The 17,120-nt window shown below is 43.6% G+C and carries 11 protein-coding genes, 6 tRNA genes and 3 rRNA genes; 6 read left to right on the top strand and 14 right to left on the bottom strand.

Annotation, left to right across the window (positions count from 1 at the left end; genetic code table 11):
* Positions 1-131 precede the first annotated feature (131 nt).
* From ACSC9N_RS03120 to ACSC9N_RS03110, 3 genes are read left to right on the top strand one after another with little or no spacing between them, the layout of a single operon-like run.
* Complete coding sequence (locus tag ACSC9N_RS03120) at positions 132-689, top strand: hypothetical protein (protein WP_228127582.1); 558 nt, start codon at positions 132-134, stop codon at positions 687-689.
* Between the two features lie 9 nt (positions 690-698).
* Positions 699-1,247 carry a GTP-binding protein gene (locus ACSC9N_RS03115; protein WP_004695077.1) on the top strand — a complete coding sequence of 183 codons (549 nt, stop codon included), beginning with the start codon at positions 699-701 and terminating at the stop codon, positions 1,245-1,247.
* Positions 1,248-1,265: 18 nt separating this feature from the next.
* Positions 1,266-1,610: a roadblock/LC7 domain-containing protein gene (locus ACSC9N_RS03110; protein ID WP_010327465.1), complete on the top strand. Its 345-nt coding sequence runs from the start codon at positions 1,266-1,268 to the stop codon at positions 1,608-1,610.
* A 161-nt stretch (positions 1,611-1,771) separates the two neighbouring features.
* Here the strand turns inward: ACSC9N_RS03110 and rrf are convergent.
* The 5 genes from rrf to ACSC9N_RS03085 form a co-directional block, all read right to left on the bottom strand.
* Positions 1,772-1,886 (bottom strand): 5S ribosomal RNA (rrf, locus tag ACSC9N_RS03105).
* A 243-nt stretch (positions 1,887-2,129) separates the two neighbouring features.
* Positions 2,130-5,023 (bottom strand): 23S ribosomal RNA (locus ACSC9N_RS03100).
* Between the two features lie 338 nt (positions 5,024-5,361).
* Positions 5,362-5,437 (bottom strand) — tRNA-Ala (locus tag ACSC9N_RS03095).
* Positions 5,438-5,505: 68 nt separating this feature from the next.
* A tRNA-Ile gene (locus ACSC9N_RS03090) sits at positions 5,506-5,582 on the bottom strand.
* Between the two features lie 61 nt (positions 5,583-5,643).
* A 16S ribosomal RNA gene (locus ACSC9N_RS03085) occupies positions 5,644-7,181 on the bottom strand.
* Together the 16S, 23S and 5S rRNA genes with 2 tRNA genes alongside form the textbook arrangement of a ribosomal RNA operon.
* 506 nt (positions 7,182-7,687) lie before the next feature.
* Here ACSC9N_RS03085 and ACSC9N_RS03080 point away from each other — a divergent pair.
* The 3 genes from ACSC9N_RS03080 to ACSC9N_RS03070 are packed head-to-tail and all read left to right on the top strand — an operon-like array spanning position 7,688 to position 9,904.
* The gene (locus tag ACSC9N_RS03080; protein ID WP_010327466.1) at positions 7,688-8,188 is read left to right on the top strand and encodes a YfiR family protein; all 501 of its coding nucleotides are present in this window, start codon (positions 7,688-7,690) and stop codon (positions 8,186-8,188) included.
* A gap of 4 nt (positions 8,189-8,192) precedes the next feature.
* Positions 8,193-9,431 (top strand): sensor domain-containing diguanylate cyclase, encoded by a 1,239-nt coding sequence (locus ACSC9N_RS03075; protein WP_063454543.1) that lies wholly within the window; start codon positions 8,193-8,195, stop codon positions 9,429-9,431.
* Complete coding sequence (locus ACSC9N_RS03070) at positions 9,425-9,904, top strand: OmpA family protein (RefSeq protein ID WP_010327468.1); 480 nt, start codon at positions 9,425-9,427, stop codon at positions 9,902-9,904. Before ACSC9N_RS03075 ends, ACSC9N_RS03070 begins: the two co-directional genes overlap by 7 nt.
* 115 nt (positions 9,905-10,019) lie before the next feature.
* On the opposite strand, the gene ACSC9N_RS03065 is transcribed toward ACSC9N_RS03070, so the two are convergent.
* The 9 genes from ACSC9N_RS03065 to ACSC9N_RS03025 all read right to left on the bottom strand — a co-directional run bounded on the left by ACSC9N_RS03065 (position 10,020) and on the right by ACSC9N_RS03025 (position 17,071).
* A tRNA-Pro gene (locus ACSC9N_RS03065) sits at positions 10,020-10,096 on the bottom strand.
* Positions 10,097-10,114: 18 nt separating this feature from the next.
* A tRNA-His gene (locus ACSC9N_RS03060) sits at positions 10,115-10,190 on the bottom strand.
* 35 nt (positions 10,191-10,225) lie between these two features.
* Positions 10,226-10,302 (bottom strand) — tRNA-Arg (locus tag ACSC9N_RS03055).
* 46 nt (positions 10,303-10,348) lie between these two features.
* Positions 10,349-10,425, bottom strand: a tRNA-Pro gene (locus tag ACSC9N_RS03050).
* 153 nt (positions 10,426-10,578) lie between these two features.
* Positions 10,579-11,646: a quinolinate synthase NadA gene (nadA, locus tag ACSC9N_RS03045; protein ID WP_010327469.1), complete on the bottom strand. Its 1,068-nt coding sequence runs from the start codon at positions 11,644-11,646 to the stop codon at positions 10,579-10,581.
* A 143-nt stretch (positions 11,647-11,789) separates the two neighbouring features.
* Positions 11,790-13,010 (bottom strand): bifunctional glutamate N-acetyltransferase/amino-acid acetyltransferase ArgJ, encoded by a 1,221-nt coding sequence (argJ, locus tag ACSC9N_RS03040; RefSeq protein WP_010327470.1) that lies wholly within the window; start codon positions 13,008-13,010, stop codon positions 11,790-11,792.
* A 157-nt stretch (positions 13,011-13,167) separates the two neighbouring features.
* Positions 13,168-13,515, bottom strand: coding sequence for a hypothetical protein (locus tag ACSC9N_RS03035; RefSeq protein WP_010327471.1), 348 nt, complete (start codon positions 13,513-13,515; stop codon positions 13,168-13,170).
* Positions 13,516-13,707: 192 nt separating this feature from the next.
* Positions 13,708-16,431: a preprotein translocase subunit SecA gene (gene secA, locus ACSC9N_RS03030; RefSeq protein WP_395475058.1), complete on the bottom strand. Its 2,724-nt coding sequence runs from the start codon at positions 16,429-16,431 to the stop codon at positions 13,708-13,710.
* A gap of 214 nt (positions 16,432-16,645) precedes the next feature.
* Positions 16,646-17,071 carry a hypothetical protein gene (locus tag ACSC9N_RS03025; RefSeq protein WP_010327473.1) on the bottom strand — a complete coding sequence of 142 codons (426 nt, stop codon included), beginning with the start codon at positions 17,069-17,071 and terminating at the stop codon, positions 16,646-16,648.
* Between the last annotated feature and the right edge of the window lie 49 nt (positions 17,072-17,120).

Raw genomic sequence — 17,120 nt, 5'->3', positions numbered from 1 at the left:
TTACTCATCTTGAAAGCTTCTCGAATTGGATTATTCAACATCTACTGCCCCCCTCTTTTGACAATCAACAAATCCTTCCTATCGAAACTCAGAATAAAAAAACACACTACAAATTAGAATATTTCAGCAAAATGCTGGATACCGAACGCAACTCAAAGCTACATCTTTTTGATACTTTGGGCACCATTGCCATTATTGATATTCAGAAAAATATCGCTTGGCTCAATACAGAACGAGAACAAGCCTTTACAGATTCTGGTTTTGATTATGACATTGCCAGCACCAGCAACTTCATGAAAGTCTCACGCAAGCAACCCCATATACTTAGCGACTGGTTATGGCAGTTTTTTTGGGATTCACCCATATTTTTGAAAAAAATTGCACCTGAAGATGGACATTTTAAGATCCATATGTGGCCTAAGCCAGCAAGTAATGTGGACAGGAAAACCATTTTTCAACTTTCCAGCTGCTTTATTCAAGGTGGTAAAATTTCAAAAATTGCAACGCAGTTGAATCTCCCTATTGAAACTGTGCAGCGCTTTATTGCAGCCAATATCGCGACCCATAATCTCTCAAAAATCAATATTTGGGATAAACACTTTAACCCACCAGAAATGCCTCAAGTTACAGAAGAAGCAGGATTAATTAAAAGCTTTTTTGGAAAACTAAGAAAAAAACTAGGCATATAGGATAATAATATGATTTTACAACGCTTTAAAATTGTTTTTGCTGGTGGTATGGGCGCGGGTAAGACAGAGGCGATTCGATCACTCTCAGAGATTCCTGTACTGCAAACGGAGGCTTTCAACACAGATGCACAGCGCCATACCAAATTGGAAACTACAGTTGGTATTGATTATGGTGAAATCACGCTTGATGAAAACCTGACCATTGGGCTATATGGTACACCTGGGCAAAGCCGCTTCGACTTTATTTGGTCTGCCATTACTAAAGGTGCTATTGGTGCTGTAATTTTGATTGACCATCATTCAGATAACCCTATTCAAGAATTAGAAAGTTATCTGGAAACCTTTCAAAACTTTACCGACAATATTGCGATCGGCATTACACATACCGATCTTCTTTCTGAGTCAACCAAATCAACCACTATCTATAAAGACTGGTTATTACAAAATGATCTCTTTTCTCCACTCTTCTTTATCGATGCAAGGAAGAAAGATGACGTTTTGTTATTATTAGAAGCGCTCATTACATCCATTGAGATCAACTCAAATATTGCCAATTAACCCTTAACGAGGTTCTATATGTTTACTTTAGCGCAAAGCCGCTCAGCACCAAAAGAGTTAATTGATTTTGCTAAGAATGAAATTCAAGATGTTCTCATGAATGTCCGCAGCGTCAATTATGTCATGCTGTGTAGCACAGATGGCTTCGATTTAGCACATGTTTATAAAAGAGATGGTTATAACAGTACTAAACTTGCGGCAGTTAGTAGCTCGATTTTAGCTATGGTTGCTGCTTTTATGAATGAAATTCATCTCGAAGGTTGTCAGTCGATTACTTTGGATGCGGACAATGGTAAAGCCATTTTAACCTCGATTCCTTTGTATACCCTAAAAAATGCAAGTAACAAAATTATGCAATACTGATATTTCTGATAAATGGTAGATATTTCACATAATTTTAATTTATATAAATGCATTTTTTTATAATTTAACACGCATTCTCCGCTCTATTCTTTTTATTTTTAATCTTTTCAGCATAAAAAAATCCCCCTCAGCGCTTAGCGGAGGGGGATTTAGAATTAATGAGCTGGCGATGACTTACTCTCACATGGATAACTCCACACTACCATCAGCGCTAAGAGGTTTCACTTCTGAGTTCGGGAAGGGATCAGGTGGTTCACTCTTGCTATTGTCGCCAGCACAACTGTTTATGACTATTCGTTGGGTCTAACCTCAGAGCAGTGCTCTTCGTGCCTAACTTTCATCAAATGAGTTATTAACAGGTATATTTGAGTTGATTTTAACATAAAGCATAGCTTTATGTCTTGCGCTCGGACAAACATAATTAATGTTTGTTTATTCCTCGCTCATGTATCTAGCTTTATAACTAAATCAAGTTGTTTGCAGTGATTTGAACCACAACACCAACTGTTTGGGTGTTGTATAGTCAAGCCTCACGAGCAATTAGTATTGGTCAGCTTCACATATCACTATGCTTCCACATCCAACCTATCAACGTCGTAGTCTTCAACGGCTCTTTAGAGGACATAAAGTCCTAGGGAAATCTTATCTTGAGGTAGGCTTCCCGCTTAGATGCTTTCAGCGGTTATCCCTTCCGAACATAGCTACCCGGCGATGCGACTGGCGTCACAACCGGTACACCAGAGGTTCGTCCACTCTGGTCCTCTCGTACTAGGAGCAGATCCTCTCAAATTTCCAACGCCCACGGTAGATAGGGACCGAACTGTCTCACGACGTTCTAAACCCAGCTCGCGTACCTCTTTAAATGGCGAACAGCCATACCCTTGGGACCTGCTTCAGCCCCAGGATGAGATGAGCCGACATCGAGGTGCCAAACACCGCCGTCGATATGAACTCTTGGGCGGTATCAGCCTGTTATCCCCAGAGTACCTTTTATCCGTTGAGCGATGGCCCTTCCATACAGAACCACCGGATCACTAAGACCTACTTTCGTACCTGCTCGACTTGTGGGTCTCGCAGTTAAGCGCGCTTTTGCCTTTATACTCTACGCGTGATTTCCGACCACGCTGAGCGCACCTTCGTACTCCTCCGTTACTCTTTAGGAGGAGACCGCCCCAGTCAAACTACCCACCAGACATGGTCCTCGCTCCAGATAATGGAGCAGAGTTAGAACCTCAATATTACCAGGGTGGTATTTCAAGATTGGCTCCACCGAAACTAGCGTCTCGGTTTCAAAGCCTCCCACCTATCCTACACAAGTAAGATCAAAGTTCAATGTCAAGCTGCAGTAAAGGTTCACGGGGTCTTTCCGTCTAGCCGCGGGTACACCGCATCTTCACGGCGAATTCGATTTCACTGAGTCTCTGCTGGAGACAGCGCCCCCATCATTATGCCATTCGTGCAGGTCGGAACTTACCCGACAAGGAATTTCGCTACCTTAGGACCGTTATAGTTACGGCCGCCGTTTACTGGGGCTTCGATCAAGAGCTTCGCTTACGCTAACCCCATCAATTAACCTTCCAGCACCGGGCAGGCATCACACCCTATACGTCCACTTTCGTGTTTGCAGAGTGCTATGTTTTTAATAAACAGTTGCAGGGGCCTGGTTTCTGTGGCTGCCAATAGCTCAAGGAGTAAATCCTATCACCGTCGGCAGCGTACCTTCTCCCGAAGTTACGGTACCATTTTGCCTAGTTCCTTCAGCAGAGTTCTCTCAAGCGCTTTGGTCTACTCGACCTGACCACCTGTGTCGGTTTCGGGTACGATTCCTATGTAACTGAAGCTTAGAGACTTTTCCTGGAAGCATGGTATCAGCCACTTCACTGTACAAGTACAGCTTGCTATCAGTTCTCAGCATAGAGTACCCCGGATTTGCCTAAGATACATGCCTACAACCTTCCACCTGGACAACCAACGCCAGGCTGACTTAACCTTCTCCGTCCTCTCATCGCATTACATAGAAGTATTGGAATATTAACCAATTTCCCATCGACTACGCCTCTCGGCCTCGCCTTAGGGGTCGACTCACCCAGCCCCGATTAACGTTGGACTGGAACCCTTGGTCTTTCAGCGTGCGAGTTTTTCACTCGCATTGTCGTTACTCACGTCAGCATTCGCACTTCTGATACCTCCAGCATACTTCTCAATACACCTTCATCGGCTTACAGAACGCTCCCCTACCACTTGCAATAAATTGCAAATCCGCAGCTTCGGCATATAGTTTTAGCCCCGTTACATCTTCCGCGCAGGCCGACTCGACTAGTGAGCTATTACGCTTTCTTTAAAGGGTGGCTGCTTCTAAGCCAACCTCCTAGCTGTCTATGCCTTCCCACATCGTTTCCCACTTAACTATAATTTTGGGGCCTTAGCTGGCGGTCTGGATTGTTTTCCTCTTGACTACGGACGTTAGCACCCGCAGTCTGTCTCCCGGATAGTACTCATTGGTATTCGGAGTTTGCATCGGTTTGGTAAGTCGGGATGACCCCCTAGCCGAAACAGTGCTCTACCCCCAATGGTATTCGTCCGAGGCGCTACCTAAATAGCTTTCGGGGAGAACCAGCTATCACCGAGTTTGATTAGCCTTTCACCCCTATCCACAAGTCATCCCCTGGCTTTTCAACGACAGTGGGTTCGGTCCTCCAGTTAGTGTTACCCAACCTTCAACCTGCTCATGGATAGATCACCCGGTTTCGGGTCTACACCCAGCAACTAAACGCCCTATTAAGACTCGATTTCTCTACGGCTCCCCTATGCGGTTAACCTCGCTACTGAATGTAAGTCGCTGACCCATTATACAAAAGGTACGCAGTCACCGAACAAGTCGGCTCCCACTGCTTGTATGCATGCGGTTTCAGGATCTATTTCACTCCCCTCACAGGGGTTCTTTTCGCCTTTCCCTCACGGTACTGGTTCACTATCGGTCAGTCAGGAGTATTTAGCCTTGGAGGATGGTCCCCCCATATTCAGACAAGGTTTCACGTGCCCCGCCCTACTCGACATCATCATATAAGCCCTTTCGTGTACAGGACTATCACCCACTATGGTTGCACTTCCCAGAGCATTCCACTAGAACTTATATGACTTAATGGGCTTTTCCCCGTTCGCTCGCCGCTACTGAGGGAATCTCAATTGATTTCTTTTCCTAAGGGTACTGAGATGTTTCACTTCCCCTCGTTCGCCTCGTATGACTATGTATTCATCATACGATACCTGCCTTATGACAGGTGGGTTTCCCCATTCAGAAATCTCCGGATCACAGGATATTTGCCGCCTCCCCGGAGCTTATCGCAGGCTATTACGTCTTTCATCGCCTCTGACTGCCAAGGCATCCACCACATGCACTTAATTACTTGACTATACAACCCCAAACAGTCGTAGCACCTACAAGTAGTACTAGGACAGATCGATTGCTCGATCATACAGTTTGTTGCTCTGTGTACTTAAACACCGTACAGCTTCAATTCAATTCACATACCAAAACGCTTGATTCAGTTAATTTCGCTAGTAACTCATTTCTTCAATCTTCATCAATCAGTAATAAATCACTGTTAATGTCGATCTTAAAAACGAGTATGAACAAATTATTTCAACTCAAATATATTCTGTTAATGATTTTTCCAGCCTTCGTCAGGTCAGGAAACTGTGATAAATCACAGAAGTTAATAAGCTTTAACTTACTAAATTCTATAATCTATGGTGGAGACTAGGAGAGTCGAACTCCTGACCTCCTGCGTGCAAAGCAGGCGCTCTACCAACTAAGCTAAGTCCCCAGCTTATCAATAAGTCAATGTCTCTGTTTTTCTGTATTCAGCATTTAACAATGCTTGTTAGTCAGATTTGGTGGGTCTGACAAGACTTGAACTTGTGACCCCACGCTTATCAAGCGTGTGCTCTAACCAACTGAGCTACAGACCCTCAGATACATCGTCATGAAGAACAACTTGTTGTGGATTCTTACCAATCGTCAATCTTTCGTTAAGGAGGTGATCCAGCCGCAGGTTCCCCTACGGCTACCTTGTTACGACTTCACCCCAGTCATCGGCCACACCGTGGTAAGCGTCCTCCTTGCGGTTAGACTACCTACTTCTGGTGCAACAAATTCCCATGGTGTGACGGGCGGTGTGTACAAGGCCCGGGAACGTATTCACCGCGGCATTCTGATCCGCGATTACTAGCGATTCCGACTTCATGGAGTCGAGTTGCAGACTCCAATCCGGACTACGATCGGCTTTTTGAGATTAGCATCCTATCGCTAGGTAGCAACCCTTTGTACCGACCATTGTAGCACGTGTGTAGCCCTGGTCGTAAGGGCCATGATGACTTGACGTCGTCCCCGCCTTCCTCCAGTTTGTCACTGGCAGTATCCTTAAAGTTCCCGGCTTAACCCGCTGGCAAATAAGGAAAAGGGTTGCGCTCGTTGCGGGACTTAACCCAACATCTCACGACACGAGCTGACGACAGCCATGCAGCACCTGTATGTAAGTTCCCGAAGGCACCAATCCATCTCTGGAAAGTTCTTACTATGTCAAGACCAGGTAAGGTTCTTCGCGTTGCATCGAATTAAACCACATGCTCCACCGCTTGTGCGGGCCCCCGTCAATTCATTTGAGTTTTAGTCTTGCGACCGTACTCCCCAGGCGGTCTACTTATCGCGTTAGCTGCGCCACTAAAGCCTCAAAGGCCCCAACGGCTAGTAGACATCGTTTACGGCATGGACTACCAGGGTATCTAATCCTGTTTGCTCCCCATGCTTTCGTACCTCAGCGTCAGTATTAGGCCAGATGGCTGCCTTCGCCATCGGTATTCCTCCAGATCTCTACGCATTTCACCGCTACACCTGGAATTCTACCATCCTCTCCCATACTCTAGCTTCCCAGTATCGAATGCAATTCCTAAGTTAAGCTCAGGGATTTCACATCCGACTTAAAAAGCCGCCTACGCACGCTTTACGCCCAGTAAATCCGATTAACGCTCGCACCCTCTGTATTACCGCGGCTGCTGGCACAGAGTTAGCCGGTGCTTATTCTGCGAGTAACGTCCACTATCCTAGAGTATTAATCCAAGTAGCCTCCTCCTCGCTTAAAGTGCTTTACAACCAAAAGGCCTTCTTCACACACGCGGCATGGCTGGATCAGGCTTTCGCCCATTGTCCAATATTCCCCACTGCTGCCTCCCGTAGGAGTCTGGGCCGTGTCTCAGTCCCAGTGTGGCGGATCATCCTCTCAGACCCGCTACAGATCGTCGCCTTGGTAGGCCTTTACCCCACCAACTAGCTAATCTGACTTAGGCTCATCTATTAGCGCAAGGTCCGAAGATCCCCTGCTTTCCCCCGTAGGGCGTATGCGGTATTAGCATTCCTTTCGGAATGTTGTCCCCCACTAATAGGCAGATTCCTAAGCATTACTCACCCGTCCGCCGCTAGGTCAGGTAGCAAGCTACCCTTCCCCGCTCGACTTGCATGTGTTAAGCCTGCCGCCAGCGTTCAATCTGAGCCATGATCAAACTCTTCAGTTAAAATCATTAGTAGCTTATGGCTACAAATCTTGGCTCATCAATTTTCTGACAAATATTTCTCAAATAAACTTCGAGTAATTTTTACCTTCAATCAATGAAATATTTTCGATCGATCAATCAGTAAAAATCCACACAAGTTGTTCTTCATAATCTCTTAATGATCTTCTTGCTGATTCGTCATCAGCAAGCTAGGTCGGCTATACTACTCTCTTTCAAGAAGAAGTCAACTGGTTTTGTTAATTATTTTCAAACTCATTCAAGACCTCCAGATTCTACCGCTTGGGCTAAATCCTTGTTTCTCAACAAGTTTTAATCAACATCACCGCCGATGGATGTGCATTCTACAGTATTTCTAATCCCTTGCAACACCTTTTTCGATTATTTCATTTCAAGCGCATATTTTTTGGTCAAAAATGTGATTTTTGTCGATTATTAAAGCAATTTTAACCATCACTGTTTATTTTTCGTTAAAATAGGCTCACTTTCGCTGCCAAGCAAAATGAATAATGACAGCTTTTAAATACAAAATTTATTTAACTCTCTTGTCCTGTTTAATGATTTCTCAGGTACAGGCACAGCCACAACTAAATCTCCCTGCAACCACGTTGACGATTTTGAGCTATGTACGTTGGAATACTCCCAATCCTATTTCTTTATGCATTTTAAATAACAGCCAATTATCCAATCAGTTCATTCAAGTCAATCAGCAACTCAAGAGTGCGTATCAAATTCAAGCGGTCAGTTTGTCTGAATTAAATAAGATTATGTGCAATGCTGTTTTTTTCTCAACCTACACACCACGTGAAGAGCAAAATATTATAAATAACCTAAAAGATGCTCCACTGACTTTTAGCTCTAACAATACTGAATGCAAATTAGGTAGCGCATTTTGCTTATATCAAAACAAAACGCGAACTTCCTTTAAGGTAAACTTGGCCAGCCTGTCCCAGTCCCAAGCACGTGTAGATCCACGTGTTTTATTATTAGCAAAATCTACGGAGCCTTAAGTCAATGTTTCGTAAAAGCTCTAATACTTCTCTACAAAAAATTTTTAGTCAGTCTCAATTGCTGATTTTTGCTCTTACTCTTGGAATTTGTAGTTTAATTTTCGTGGTGATTTCCATCTACACCATGAATACCTACGCCAAGCAAAGCCTTAATATTTTTAGCGCAACCTTAAGTGAGCAAATTCAACCTGCTGTCATTTTCAATGATCCTATTACACTACAGCAAACACTGAACAATCATATTCAGCAATATCCAATTCGCGCTATTCAAGTCATCAACCTACAAGGGAAACCACTGGCCGAAGCATACAAACCCACACCTGAGTTTGCATGGATGGAAAATCTGTTTGATAAGGTCTTCTTTAAACACCCTGTGACACGCACCATCAAACATCAAAATAACCAGTACGGGACATTGATCATTTACGGTAGTGCCACTCAACTCATGAGCTTTTTCTTTCAGCTCTTGATTTGTCTCTCCGCTGGGATTTTTATCATCCTGTTGATTATGTTGTGGTTGGTACATTCAACCTATCAAAAACTGATGCACTCGATTCAACCCATGGTCAATACCGTTGAAAGCCTTAATCTTGATCCTCAATATCAAGCACGTCTTCCATCATCCCCCATTTATGAGTTTCGCGTCATCAGTGGTGCATTTAATAATTTATTAGATAAAGTGCAGCGTACCAATGAAAAACTACAAAGCGAAAATTCTCAGTTATCACATCAAGCGTTGCATGATCAGTTAACCGAACTCCCGAATCGTCATTATTTTTACAATATTTTGTTCAATCAATTTGAGCACCCTGAGAAAAACCAGACAGCTCTCTTTTTTATTGACAACAATAACTTTAAAAACATTAATGATGTTTATGGGCACTTAGCAGGTGATGCCGTGCTCAAAGAAATGGCTCAACGCTTAAAAAAGAATGTCAGAAGCCACGATGTGGTAGCACGATTAGGTGGTGATGAGTTTGCAATTCTGCTCCGTAATATCAAACACTATGATCACCTAGAACTGATTTGTGAGCATTTAATCGAATGCAGTAAAGCACCATTATATTTTGATCAACATCAGATTCATTTTAGTTTCAGTATTGGCGTTACTTTCTCAAAATGTGCAACAACACCTGAAGATTTGATTGCTGAAGCAGACAATGCCATGTATAAAGCCAAAAACTTAGCTCAAGGGTGGTATATCACACCTTGCATAAATCCTAATCATGAACCCTCATGTTAAAACATGTTTGCAAATTTATGCTTATCACAGGTCTTATCACTGCTTTATCTGGCTGTCTCAGTTTAGGGCACCTCAACTATAAACAAGCGCGCATGCTGAAGAAACAAGGCTTTACCTTGACCGAAGAAGGCTGGACGCTGAGACTGCCTGAAAAATTATTGTTCGGCTTTGACCAATCAGATATTCAAGCCTCTCAAAAACCCGCACTCGAAGCGCTTTCTAAACAGCTACAGCAATACAATTTAAATAAAATTAAAGTGGTTGGACATACAGACAATATTGGTGACCCAAGCTACAACCAAACACTCTCGGAGAAACGCGCATCAACAGTTAGTCAGATTTTTATCGAAACAGGGTTTAAAACTCAAAATATTCAGAGCATGGGTCGCGGTGCATCACAACCTCTGGTAGAAAATAGCAGCGAGGAAAATCGAGCGCTGAATCGTCGTGTAAATATTATTATTATTCCTTAAGCATTTATGTTTTATCTTTAGCCTTCGTTACGAAGGCTTTTTTATGTACTTTACTAAATTTCAGGCATAAAAAAACCGCTTAACGCGGTATCTTTATCTCGACCATTTCAATAAATGGTCGGAGCAGTAGGATTCGAACCTACGACCCCCTGGTCCCAAACCAGGTGCACTACCAGGCTGTGCTATGCTCCGATTTCAACTTTTTAAAGTTGGGGTGAATGACGGGATTCGAACCCGCGACAACTGGAATCACAATCCAGGGCTCTACCAACTGAGCTACATCCACCATAACGTTTCGGTTCTTAATACCAAGCTACCTAATGGCGCGCCTGACAGGATTCGAACCTGTGACCATCCGCTTAGAAGGCGGATGCTCTATCCAACTGAGCTACAGGCGCATGACCAATAATACGAGGTATTATGGATAACCTTGCCTTGAAGAATTGGTCGGAGCAGTAGGATTCGAACCTACGACCCCCTGGTCCCAAACCAGGTGCACTACCAGGCTGTGCTATGCTCCGATTCATCTCAGCTTTTGTATCGAACATCTCGTTCGGTACGGTGTGCATTCTAGGCGCGACGCTTGATAACGTCAACACCTATATTTAAAAAAAATAAAAAAATCACGTCAAATGTATATTAATCAAGCGTTTCAGGCATTTTTTATACAAATTTTAACGTTTTAGCGATGCACTGAAATCCAACATGCGATCTAAAGGTAATTTCGCACGCTCAGCAAGTACTGGCTCTACAAATATTTCCTGATCGCCACGCTGTAATACCTCTAAAATACCATCCAGCTCATTCATTGCCATCCACGGACAATGTGCACAAGAACGACAGGTTGCACCCTCTCCGGCTGTTGGTGCTTCAACCAAAATTTTGTTGGGCACCGCTTGTTGCATTTTGTAGAAAATACCCCGATCAGTTGCCACAATCAGTCGCTCATTGGGTAAAGTTTGCGCAGCTTTGATTAGTTGTGACGTACTTCCAACAGCATCAGCAACATCCACCACCGACTCAGGTGACTCAGGATGTACCAGCACCGCAGCATCAGGATAAAGCTCCTTCATTTGTGCAATGCCACGTGCACGAAATTCTTCATGCACAATACATGCACCATCCCAAAGCAACATCTCTGCGCCCGTTTTCTTTTGGATATAACGGCCTAAATGCTGATCGGGCGCCCAAATAATTTTTTCACCCAAACTGTCTAGATGCTCAATAATTTCGACCGCACAACTTGAGGTCACCACCCAATCAGCACGGGCTTTAACGGCTGCTGAAGTGTTGGCATAGACCACTACTGTATGGTCTGGATGGGCATCACAAAACTGACTAAATTCTTCAACAGGACAACCCAAATCTAAAGAACATGTAGCCTCTAAAGTTGGCATCAGAATGGTTTTATTCGGTGATAAAATTTTTGAGGTTTCACCCATAAATTTAACGCCCGCCACCACCAAGGTCGATGCTGGATGATCACGACCAAAGCGGGCCATTTCCAATGAATCGGATACACAGCCACCACTTAACTCGGCCAATTCCTGCACTTCAGGATCGCAATAGTAGTGCGCTACCAATACCGCATCGCGCTTTTTCAACTCGGCCAAGATTAAAGCAAATTTTTCTTGCTTCACTTCTTCACTGAGCTTTGAGTCTTTGGTTTCACCCAAACGGTCCAAATGCGCCTGCACAATTGATTTTGCGTCATTGGCAATTAAATTGGTCGCATTGTTCATCATTCATTCATCCCTTCTGCTTGTCGGCAAGCAAGTCCCGCACTTAATTTATTGGCCAAATGGCTTCTCGGCTTTTGACCAATCATTCAAAAGTTCTTATGGTAAAAAAGCCTCCAAAGGAGGCTTTTTTAAACTCGTTAAGATTAAGAGCGATAATCCGCATTAATCTTCACATAGTCATAAGATAAGTCACAGGTATACACTGTGTCTTTCGCTGCCCCACGTCCTAGATCTACACGAATGGTCATTTCAGCCTGTGACATCACACGAGCACCTTCGGCTTCAGTGTAATCAGCAGCAGCTCCGCCATCCTTACAGATTTGCACATCATCTAACCAAACTTGAATTTTTTCAACATCTAAATTTTTAACCCCAGCATAACCAATCGCAGCTAGGATACGTCCCCAGTTTGGATCTGATGCGAAAATAGCCGTTTTCACTAACGGTGAATGGGCAATACTATAGGCAATATCACAGCACTCTTGCGTATCATAACCGCCTTCAACAGCAACGGTAATAAACTTAGTTGCACCTTCACCATCACGCACAATCAGTTGTGCAAGGCGCTTCATCATACGCGTCAATACATCTAACACTACAGCATAACGCGCATCGTCTGCTGAACTAATTTCAGTACCACCCGCTTGACCTGTTGCAGCAAAGATACAAGAGTCATTGGTTGATGTATCACCATCAATGGTAATCCGGTTAAATGATACATTCACCGTTTCACTCAACAGTTGCTGAACCAATTCACGACTGATCGGTGCATCGGTTGCAACATAGCCCAACATGGTCGCCATATTTGGACGAATCATGCCTGCACCCTTAGAAATACCCGTCATGGTATACGTGACGCCATCCAATTCGAATTGCTCAGATGCTCCTTTCGGTGTGGTGTCTGTGGTCATAATCCCAGTAGCAGCAGCATCCCAAGCATCAGCACTCAAACTATTTAATGCAGGCTGTAAACCATTTAACAAACGCTCCAACGGCAATTGTTCACCAATCACCCCTGTTGAAAACGGTAACACTTCCGTTGCTTTCACACCAGCAAGCTCAGCCAATTTTGCACAAGTACGCTCAGCATTCAGCATGCCCATCTTGCCTGTACCAGCATTGGCATTACCGGTGTTAATAATGAGGTAGCGCGGATTCGCCACTTGTAAGTGCGCTTTAGACACATGCACGGGCGCTGCACAGAACGCATTTTGAGTGAAAACACCTGCAACATTCGTTCCTTCAGCAAATTCGAAAATGACAAGATCACGTCGGTTCTGATAGCGCACATAAGCTTCAGCCGTTCCGATTCTCACCCCTTTCACCACGTGCATTTGTGGCATTGACACGTCACCTACTGGCATTTTAAACGTCCAATTCATTTGTTAGAAAAAACACAGCTTATTAGAATTTTCAGAAAAAATCGAGCAGAAGACTTTGTTTGCTTTAACTTTTCAATGCACACTCATTTTTGACATAAAAAAACCAATCCGAAGATTGGTTTTATGTAGCAGCATTTGATTAATTTGAAGCAAGCTGTGCTGAGCTAGACAAAAGCACTTGTTTAGCATTTTCTTGACTTACAGGAGAAAGTGCTGGGTTTGAAGCCACAATACGGTTCACCGTTGCTGCATTTGCAGGAGCAATAGCAGCCGTTTGCAGAACTACTGGACGTTGATTTGGGTTGGCAAAGGTATAGCGAATCCCTGTACGCGGACTTTGTACCGTAATATTACCATTGGCTTGTGCCGCAGGTGCTGTGGTTGCACCGCGTGCTTGTTGAACTTTAGCTGCGGTAGTGGTATCTGCAAATGCAAAAGTTGGAAGCGCTAAAGCTACAATCATGATTGGTTTTAATACTTTTTTCATTGTCTTTCCACTTTAGAGGTTTAGATGATGAGCAACTAAATAGCATTTAATGCCTAACACTGCAAATGCTATTCACATTATGCAACGCTTTAGCTGTAATCAGAATCGTATTTGGATTGATCTTAATGTCAATTTTTCAGCCATGCCAATAAAAAGCAGAACCGAAGTTCTGCTTTTTCACTCGTTCACAGTTTAGATTTTACCGTGACACTGTTTGTATTTTAAGCCTGAACCACATGGGCAAGGCGCGTTACGACTCGCAGGTGCCGCAAACTCTTCTACAGGCTCGTACTGTGCATCTACTTCTGCGAATTGGCTTTGATCATCGGCCAACAAACCATCAAAGTCTGCATGCGACAAGTTCAATTGCATCGCTTCAGCTTGAGCTTGCTTTTGAGCTTCCATTTCAGCCAGCTCTTCAGCCGTTGGTACATGTACGCGAGATAAATCGGTCACAACATCTGATTTAATAATCGCCAACATATTTACAAATAAGTTATACGCTTCTTTTTTGTATTCTTGCTCAGGATTTTTCTGTGCATAGCCACGCAAGTGAATGCCTTGACGTAAATAATCCATCGCCGCCAAGTGATCTTTCCAGTGGCGATCCAGCGAGTTCAACATGAAGTGACGCTCCAGCATAACTGCTGTTTCATCCCCCATTTGCTCACGGCGGCTACGGTAGCGCTGTACCACTTCATCAGTAATACGCTCAACCAAAGACTCTTCATCTAAACGACGGTCATCTTCCAACCATTGGTTGATTGGCAAATCAATCGCAAGGTCTTCACGTAACGCTTTTTCAAGCCCATCAATATCCCATTGGTCATGAATTGACTCAGGTGGGATATAGTTAGAAATCACGCCTTTCATCACATCACGTTGCATCTCTTCGATGTAATCTTGCAATGTGCTTTCCGCCAAAACCTCATCACGTTGCGAGTAAATAATTTTACGCTGTTCGTTGTTGACGTCATCGTATTTCAATAAGTTCTTACGAATATCGAAGTTACGTGCTTCAACTTTACGCTGCGCATTTTCAATCGAACGTGACACCATTTTATGCTCAATGGCTTCATCTTCTTGTAAGCCCATCGCGCGCATCATGCCCACAACACGATCACCCGCAAAGATACGCATTAAGTCATCTTCAAGTGATAAGTAGAAACGTGATACACCAGGGTCACCCTGACGACCTGCACGACCACGGAGCTGGTTATCAATACGACGTGATTCGTGACGCTCAGAACCAATGATGTGTAAGCCACCAGAACTCAATACCATTTCATGGTTTTGTTCCCATTCGGCTTTTAAGCGCGCTTCATCTTCAGGGGTTGGGTTTTCAATTTTTGCCAGTAAAGCTTTCCAGTTACCACCGAGCAGAATGTCTGTACCACGACCTGCCATGTTGGTTGCAATAGTTACTGCTCGCGGTGCACCCGCTTGCGCAATAATATCCGCTTCACGTTCGTGTTGTTTCGCGTTCAACACTTCGTGCTGAATACCAGCATCACGTAATTTATCAGAAAGAATCTCAGAAGCTTCAATGGTTGCTGTACCAATCAAAATTGGGGCTACACCAGACTCATGTACGCGTTGAATTTCTTGAATAATTGCATTGTATTTACCATTACGATTTAAATAGATTAAATCGTTTTGGTCGAGACGAATCATTGGACGGTGCGTTGGAATGATCACCACGTCTAGACCATAAATTTCTTTCATTTCCGCAGCTTCAGTATCGGCAGTACCAGTCATACCCGAAAGCTTTTTGTATAGACGGAAATAGTTCTGGAAGGTCGTAGTTGCAAGCGTTTGGTTTTCAGGCTGGATTTCTAAGCCTTCTTTTGCTTCAACTGCTTGGTGTAAACCTTCTGACCAGCGACGACCTGGCATGGTACGTCCTGTGTTTTCATCGACAATGATCACTTCACCATCATTGATGATGTAATGCACATTGCGTTGATACAAGTAATGCGCACGAATGGCAGCAGTAACATGATGAACTAGGTTTAGGTTAGTCGATGAATACAGGCTTTCACCTTCAGCCAACAAGCCCATTTCAATCAGTTCATTTTCAACCGTTTCAAAACCAATTTCTGTCATTTCAACACAACGTTGTTTTTCATCAATCCAGAAATGACCACCATCCGCCACTTTTTCTTCTTTCTGCGCATGCAGTTTGGGTGGAATGCTATTGATTGCAGCATACAACTGTGAAGAGTCATCACTTTGACCTGAAATAATCAAAGGCGTACGCGCTTCATCAATTAAGATCGAATCAACTTCATCGATGATGGCATAGATCAAACCACGTTGTTTTTTCTCAGCAAGCGAGAACACCATGTTGTCACGTAGATAGTCAAAGCCAAATTCGTTGTTGGTACCGTAGGTAATATCAGCACGATAGGCTTCAGCTTTCTCTGTTGGATCTTGCATGGAATAGATAATCCCGATGCTTAAACCCAAGAATTCAAACAGCGGACGGTTTAATTCAGCATCACGCTGTGCCAAGTAGTCATTCACAGTAATGACGTGAACACCTTGAGCACTAATCGCGTTTAAATAACACGCCAAGGTACCCATCAGGGTTTTACCTTCACCTGTACGCATCTCTGCAATTTTACCTTCGTGTAAGGTAATACCACCGATCAACTGTACATCATAATGACGCATGCCCATTACACGCTTAGCTGCTTCACGGCAGACGGCAAATGCTTCCGGGAGTAATTTATCGAGGCTTTCGCCCTTGTTATAACGTTGTTTAAATTCTTCAGTTTTTGCAGATAAGTCTGCATCGCCAAGAGCGGATATCGTCGGCTCGAGCGCATTAATCTTGTCTACGATTTTACGCATGCGTTTGAGTTCGCGCTCATTTTTGGTACCGAAGATTCCTCCGATCAGACTTGCCAACATGAATAGACTCTCTAAATCTTGCTTGTCAAATGAATATGTTTTCTTAGTCGTTATTATGGTGCTAGAAATTTGAAGTACAAGGGCTTTACACAAAACCATTTAAAAAATCTATTCATTGTTTCTAGCCCGTCGAATCTAAGGCAAACTAATGTAACAAATTTTAAACAGCCGACATAGAGATTTCATCCGAACTCATCAGGATTCAAGGTCTTTTTTAAAGTAGTGACTTTAATTGTTCGCAGTTATTCAAGGTTTTGCTTTCAAGTGCTTGATTTTGCCGCAGCAAGGCTTTCACCCCATTATTGGACTGACTTGGATTCATGCTCTGTAGGAAACCCAAGAGTTGTTCATCATTGACCCGCATTGCGGTAAGAATCGGAACAAGCTGTACGCAGGTAATATTATAGACATTACTCGCATTCGTATTCTGACCTTGAGCCAACTCACGCTCGAGAGCCTGAGACAGTGCCACTTTCCGCTGTGTAAGGCTTTTTTGAGACGCTAGATATTGATCTGTAATTTGTTGTGGCGTTTGGCAAGCAGTACTGACTTGGGCTTGTTTCAATTGCCCACCATTCTGCGCATGGGTTACTTCCAGTCCCCATAACACTAAAGTCAGGGCGATACCTATTTTTTTCATTGTTCTAATACTCAAGTTTTTATACTTTGTGAAATTGCTTTAAAAAACA

The organism is Acinetobacter sp. PC34, assembly GCF_051789135.1.
GTDB lineage: Bacteria > Pseudomonadota > Gammaproteobacteria > Pseudomonadales > Moraxellaceae > Acinetobacter > Acinetobacter johnsonii.
This window is presented reverse-complemented; position numbering and strand designations above follow the sequence as displayed.

Excerpts from the sequence above, each read along its gene's own strand:
- ACSC9N_RS03120 (WP_228127582.1), top strand. The coding sequence starts at position 132 with ATGCTGGATACCGAACGCAACTCAAAGCTACATCTTTTTGATACTTTG.
- ACSC9N_RS03115 (WP_004695077.1), top strand. The coding sequence starts at position 699 with ATGATTTTACAACGCTTTAAAATTGTTTTTGCTGGTGGTATGGGCGCG.
- ACSC9N_RS03110 (WP_010327465.1), top strand. The coding sequence starts at position 1,266 with ATGTTTACTTTAGCGCAAAGCCGCTCAGCACCAAAAGAGTTAATTGAT.
- ACSC9N_RS03080 (WP_010327466.1), top strand. The coding sequence starts at position 7,688 with ATGACAGCTTTTAAATACAAAATTTATTTAACTCTCTTGTCCTGTTTA.
- ACSC9N_RS03075 (WP_063454543.1), top strand. The coding sequence starts at position 8,193 with ATGTTTCGTAAAAGCTCTAATACTTCTCTACAAAAAATTTTTAGTCAG.
- ACSC9N_RS03070 (WP_010327468.1), top strand. The coding sequence starts at position 9,425 with ATGTTAAAACATGTTTGCAAATTTATGCTTATCACAGGTCTTATCACT.
- nadA (WP_010327469.1), bottom strand. The coding sequence starts at position 11,646 with ATGAACAATGCGACCAATTTAATTGCCAATGACGCAAAATCAATTGTG.
- argJ (WP_010327470.1), bottom strand. The coding sequence starts at position 13,010 with ATGCCAGTAGGTGACGTGTCAATGCCACAAATGCACGTGGTGAAAGGG.
- ACSC9N_RS03035 (WP_010327471.1), bottom strand. The coding sequence starts at position 13,515 with ATGAAAAAAGTATTAAAACCAATCATGATTGTAGCTTTAGCGCTTCCA.
- secA (WP_395475058.1), bottom strand. The coding sequence starts at position 16,431 with ATGTTGGCAAGTCTGATCGGAGGAATCTTCGGTACCAAAAATGAGCGC.
- ACSC9N_RS03025 (WP_010327473.1), bottom strand. The coding sequence starts at position 17,071 with ATGAAAAAAATAGGTATCGCCCTGACTTTAGTGTTATGGGGACTGGAA.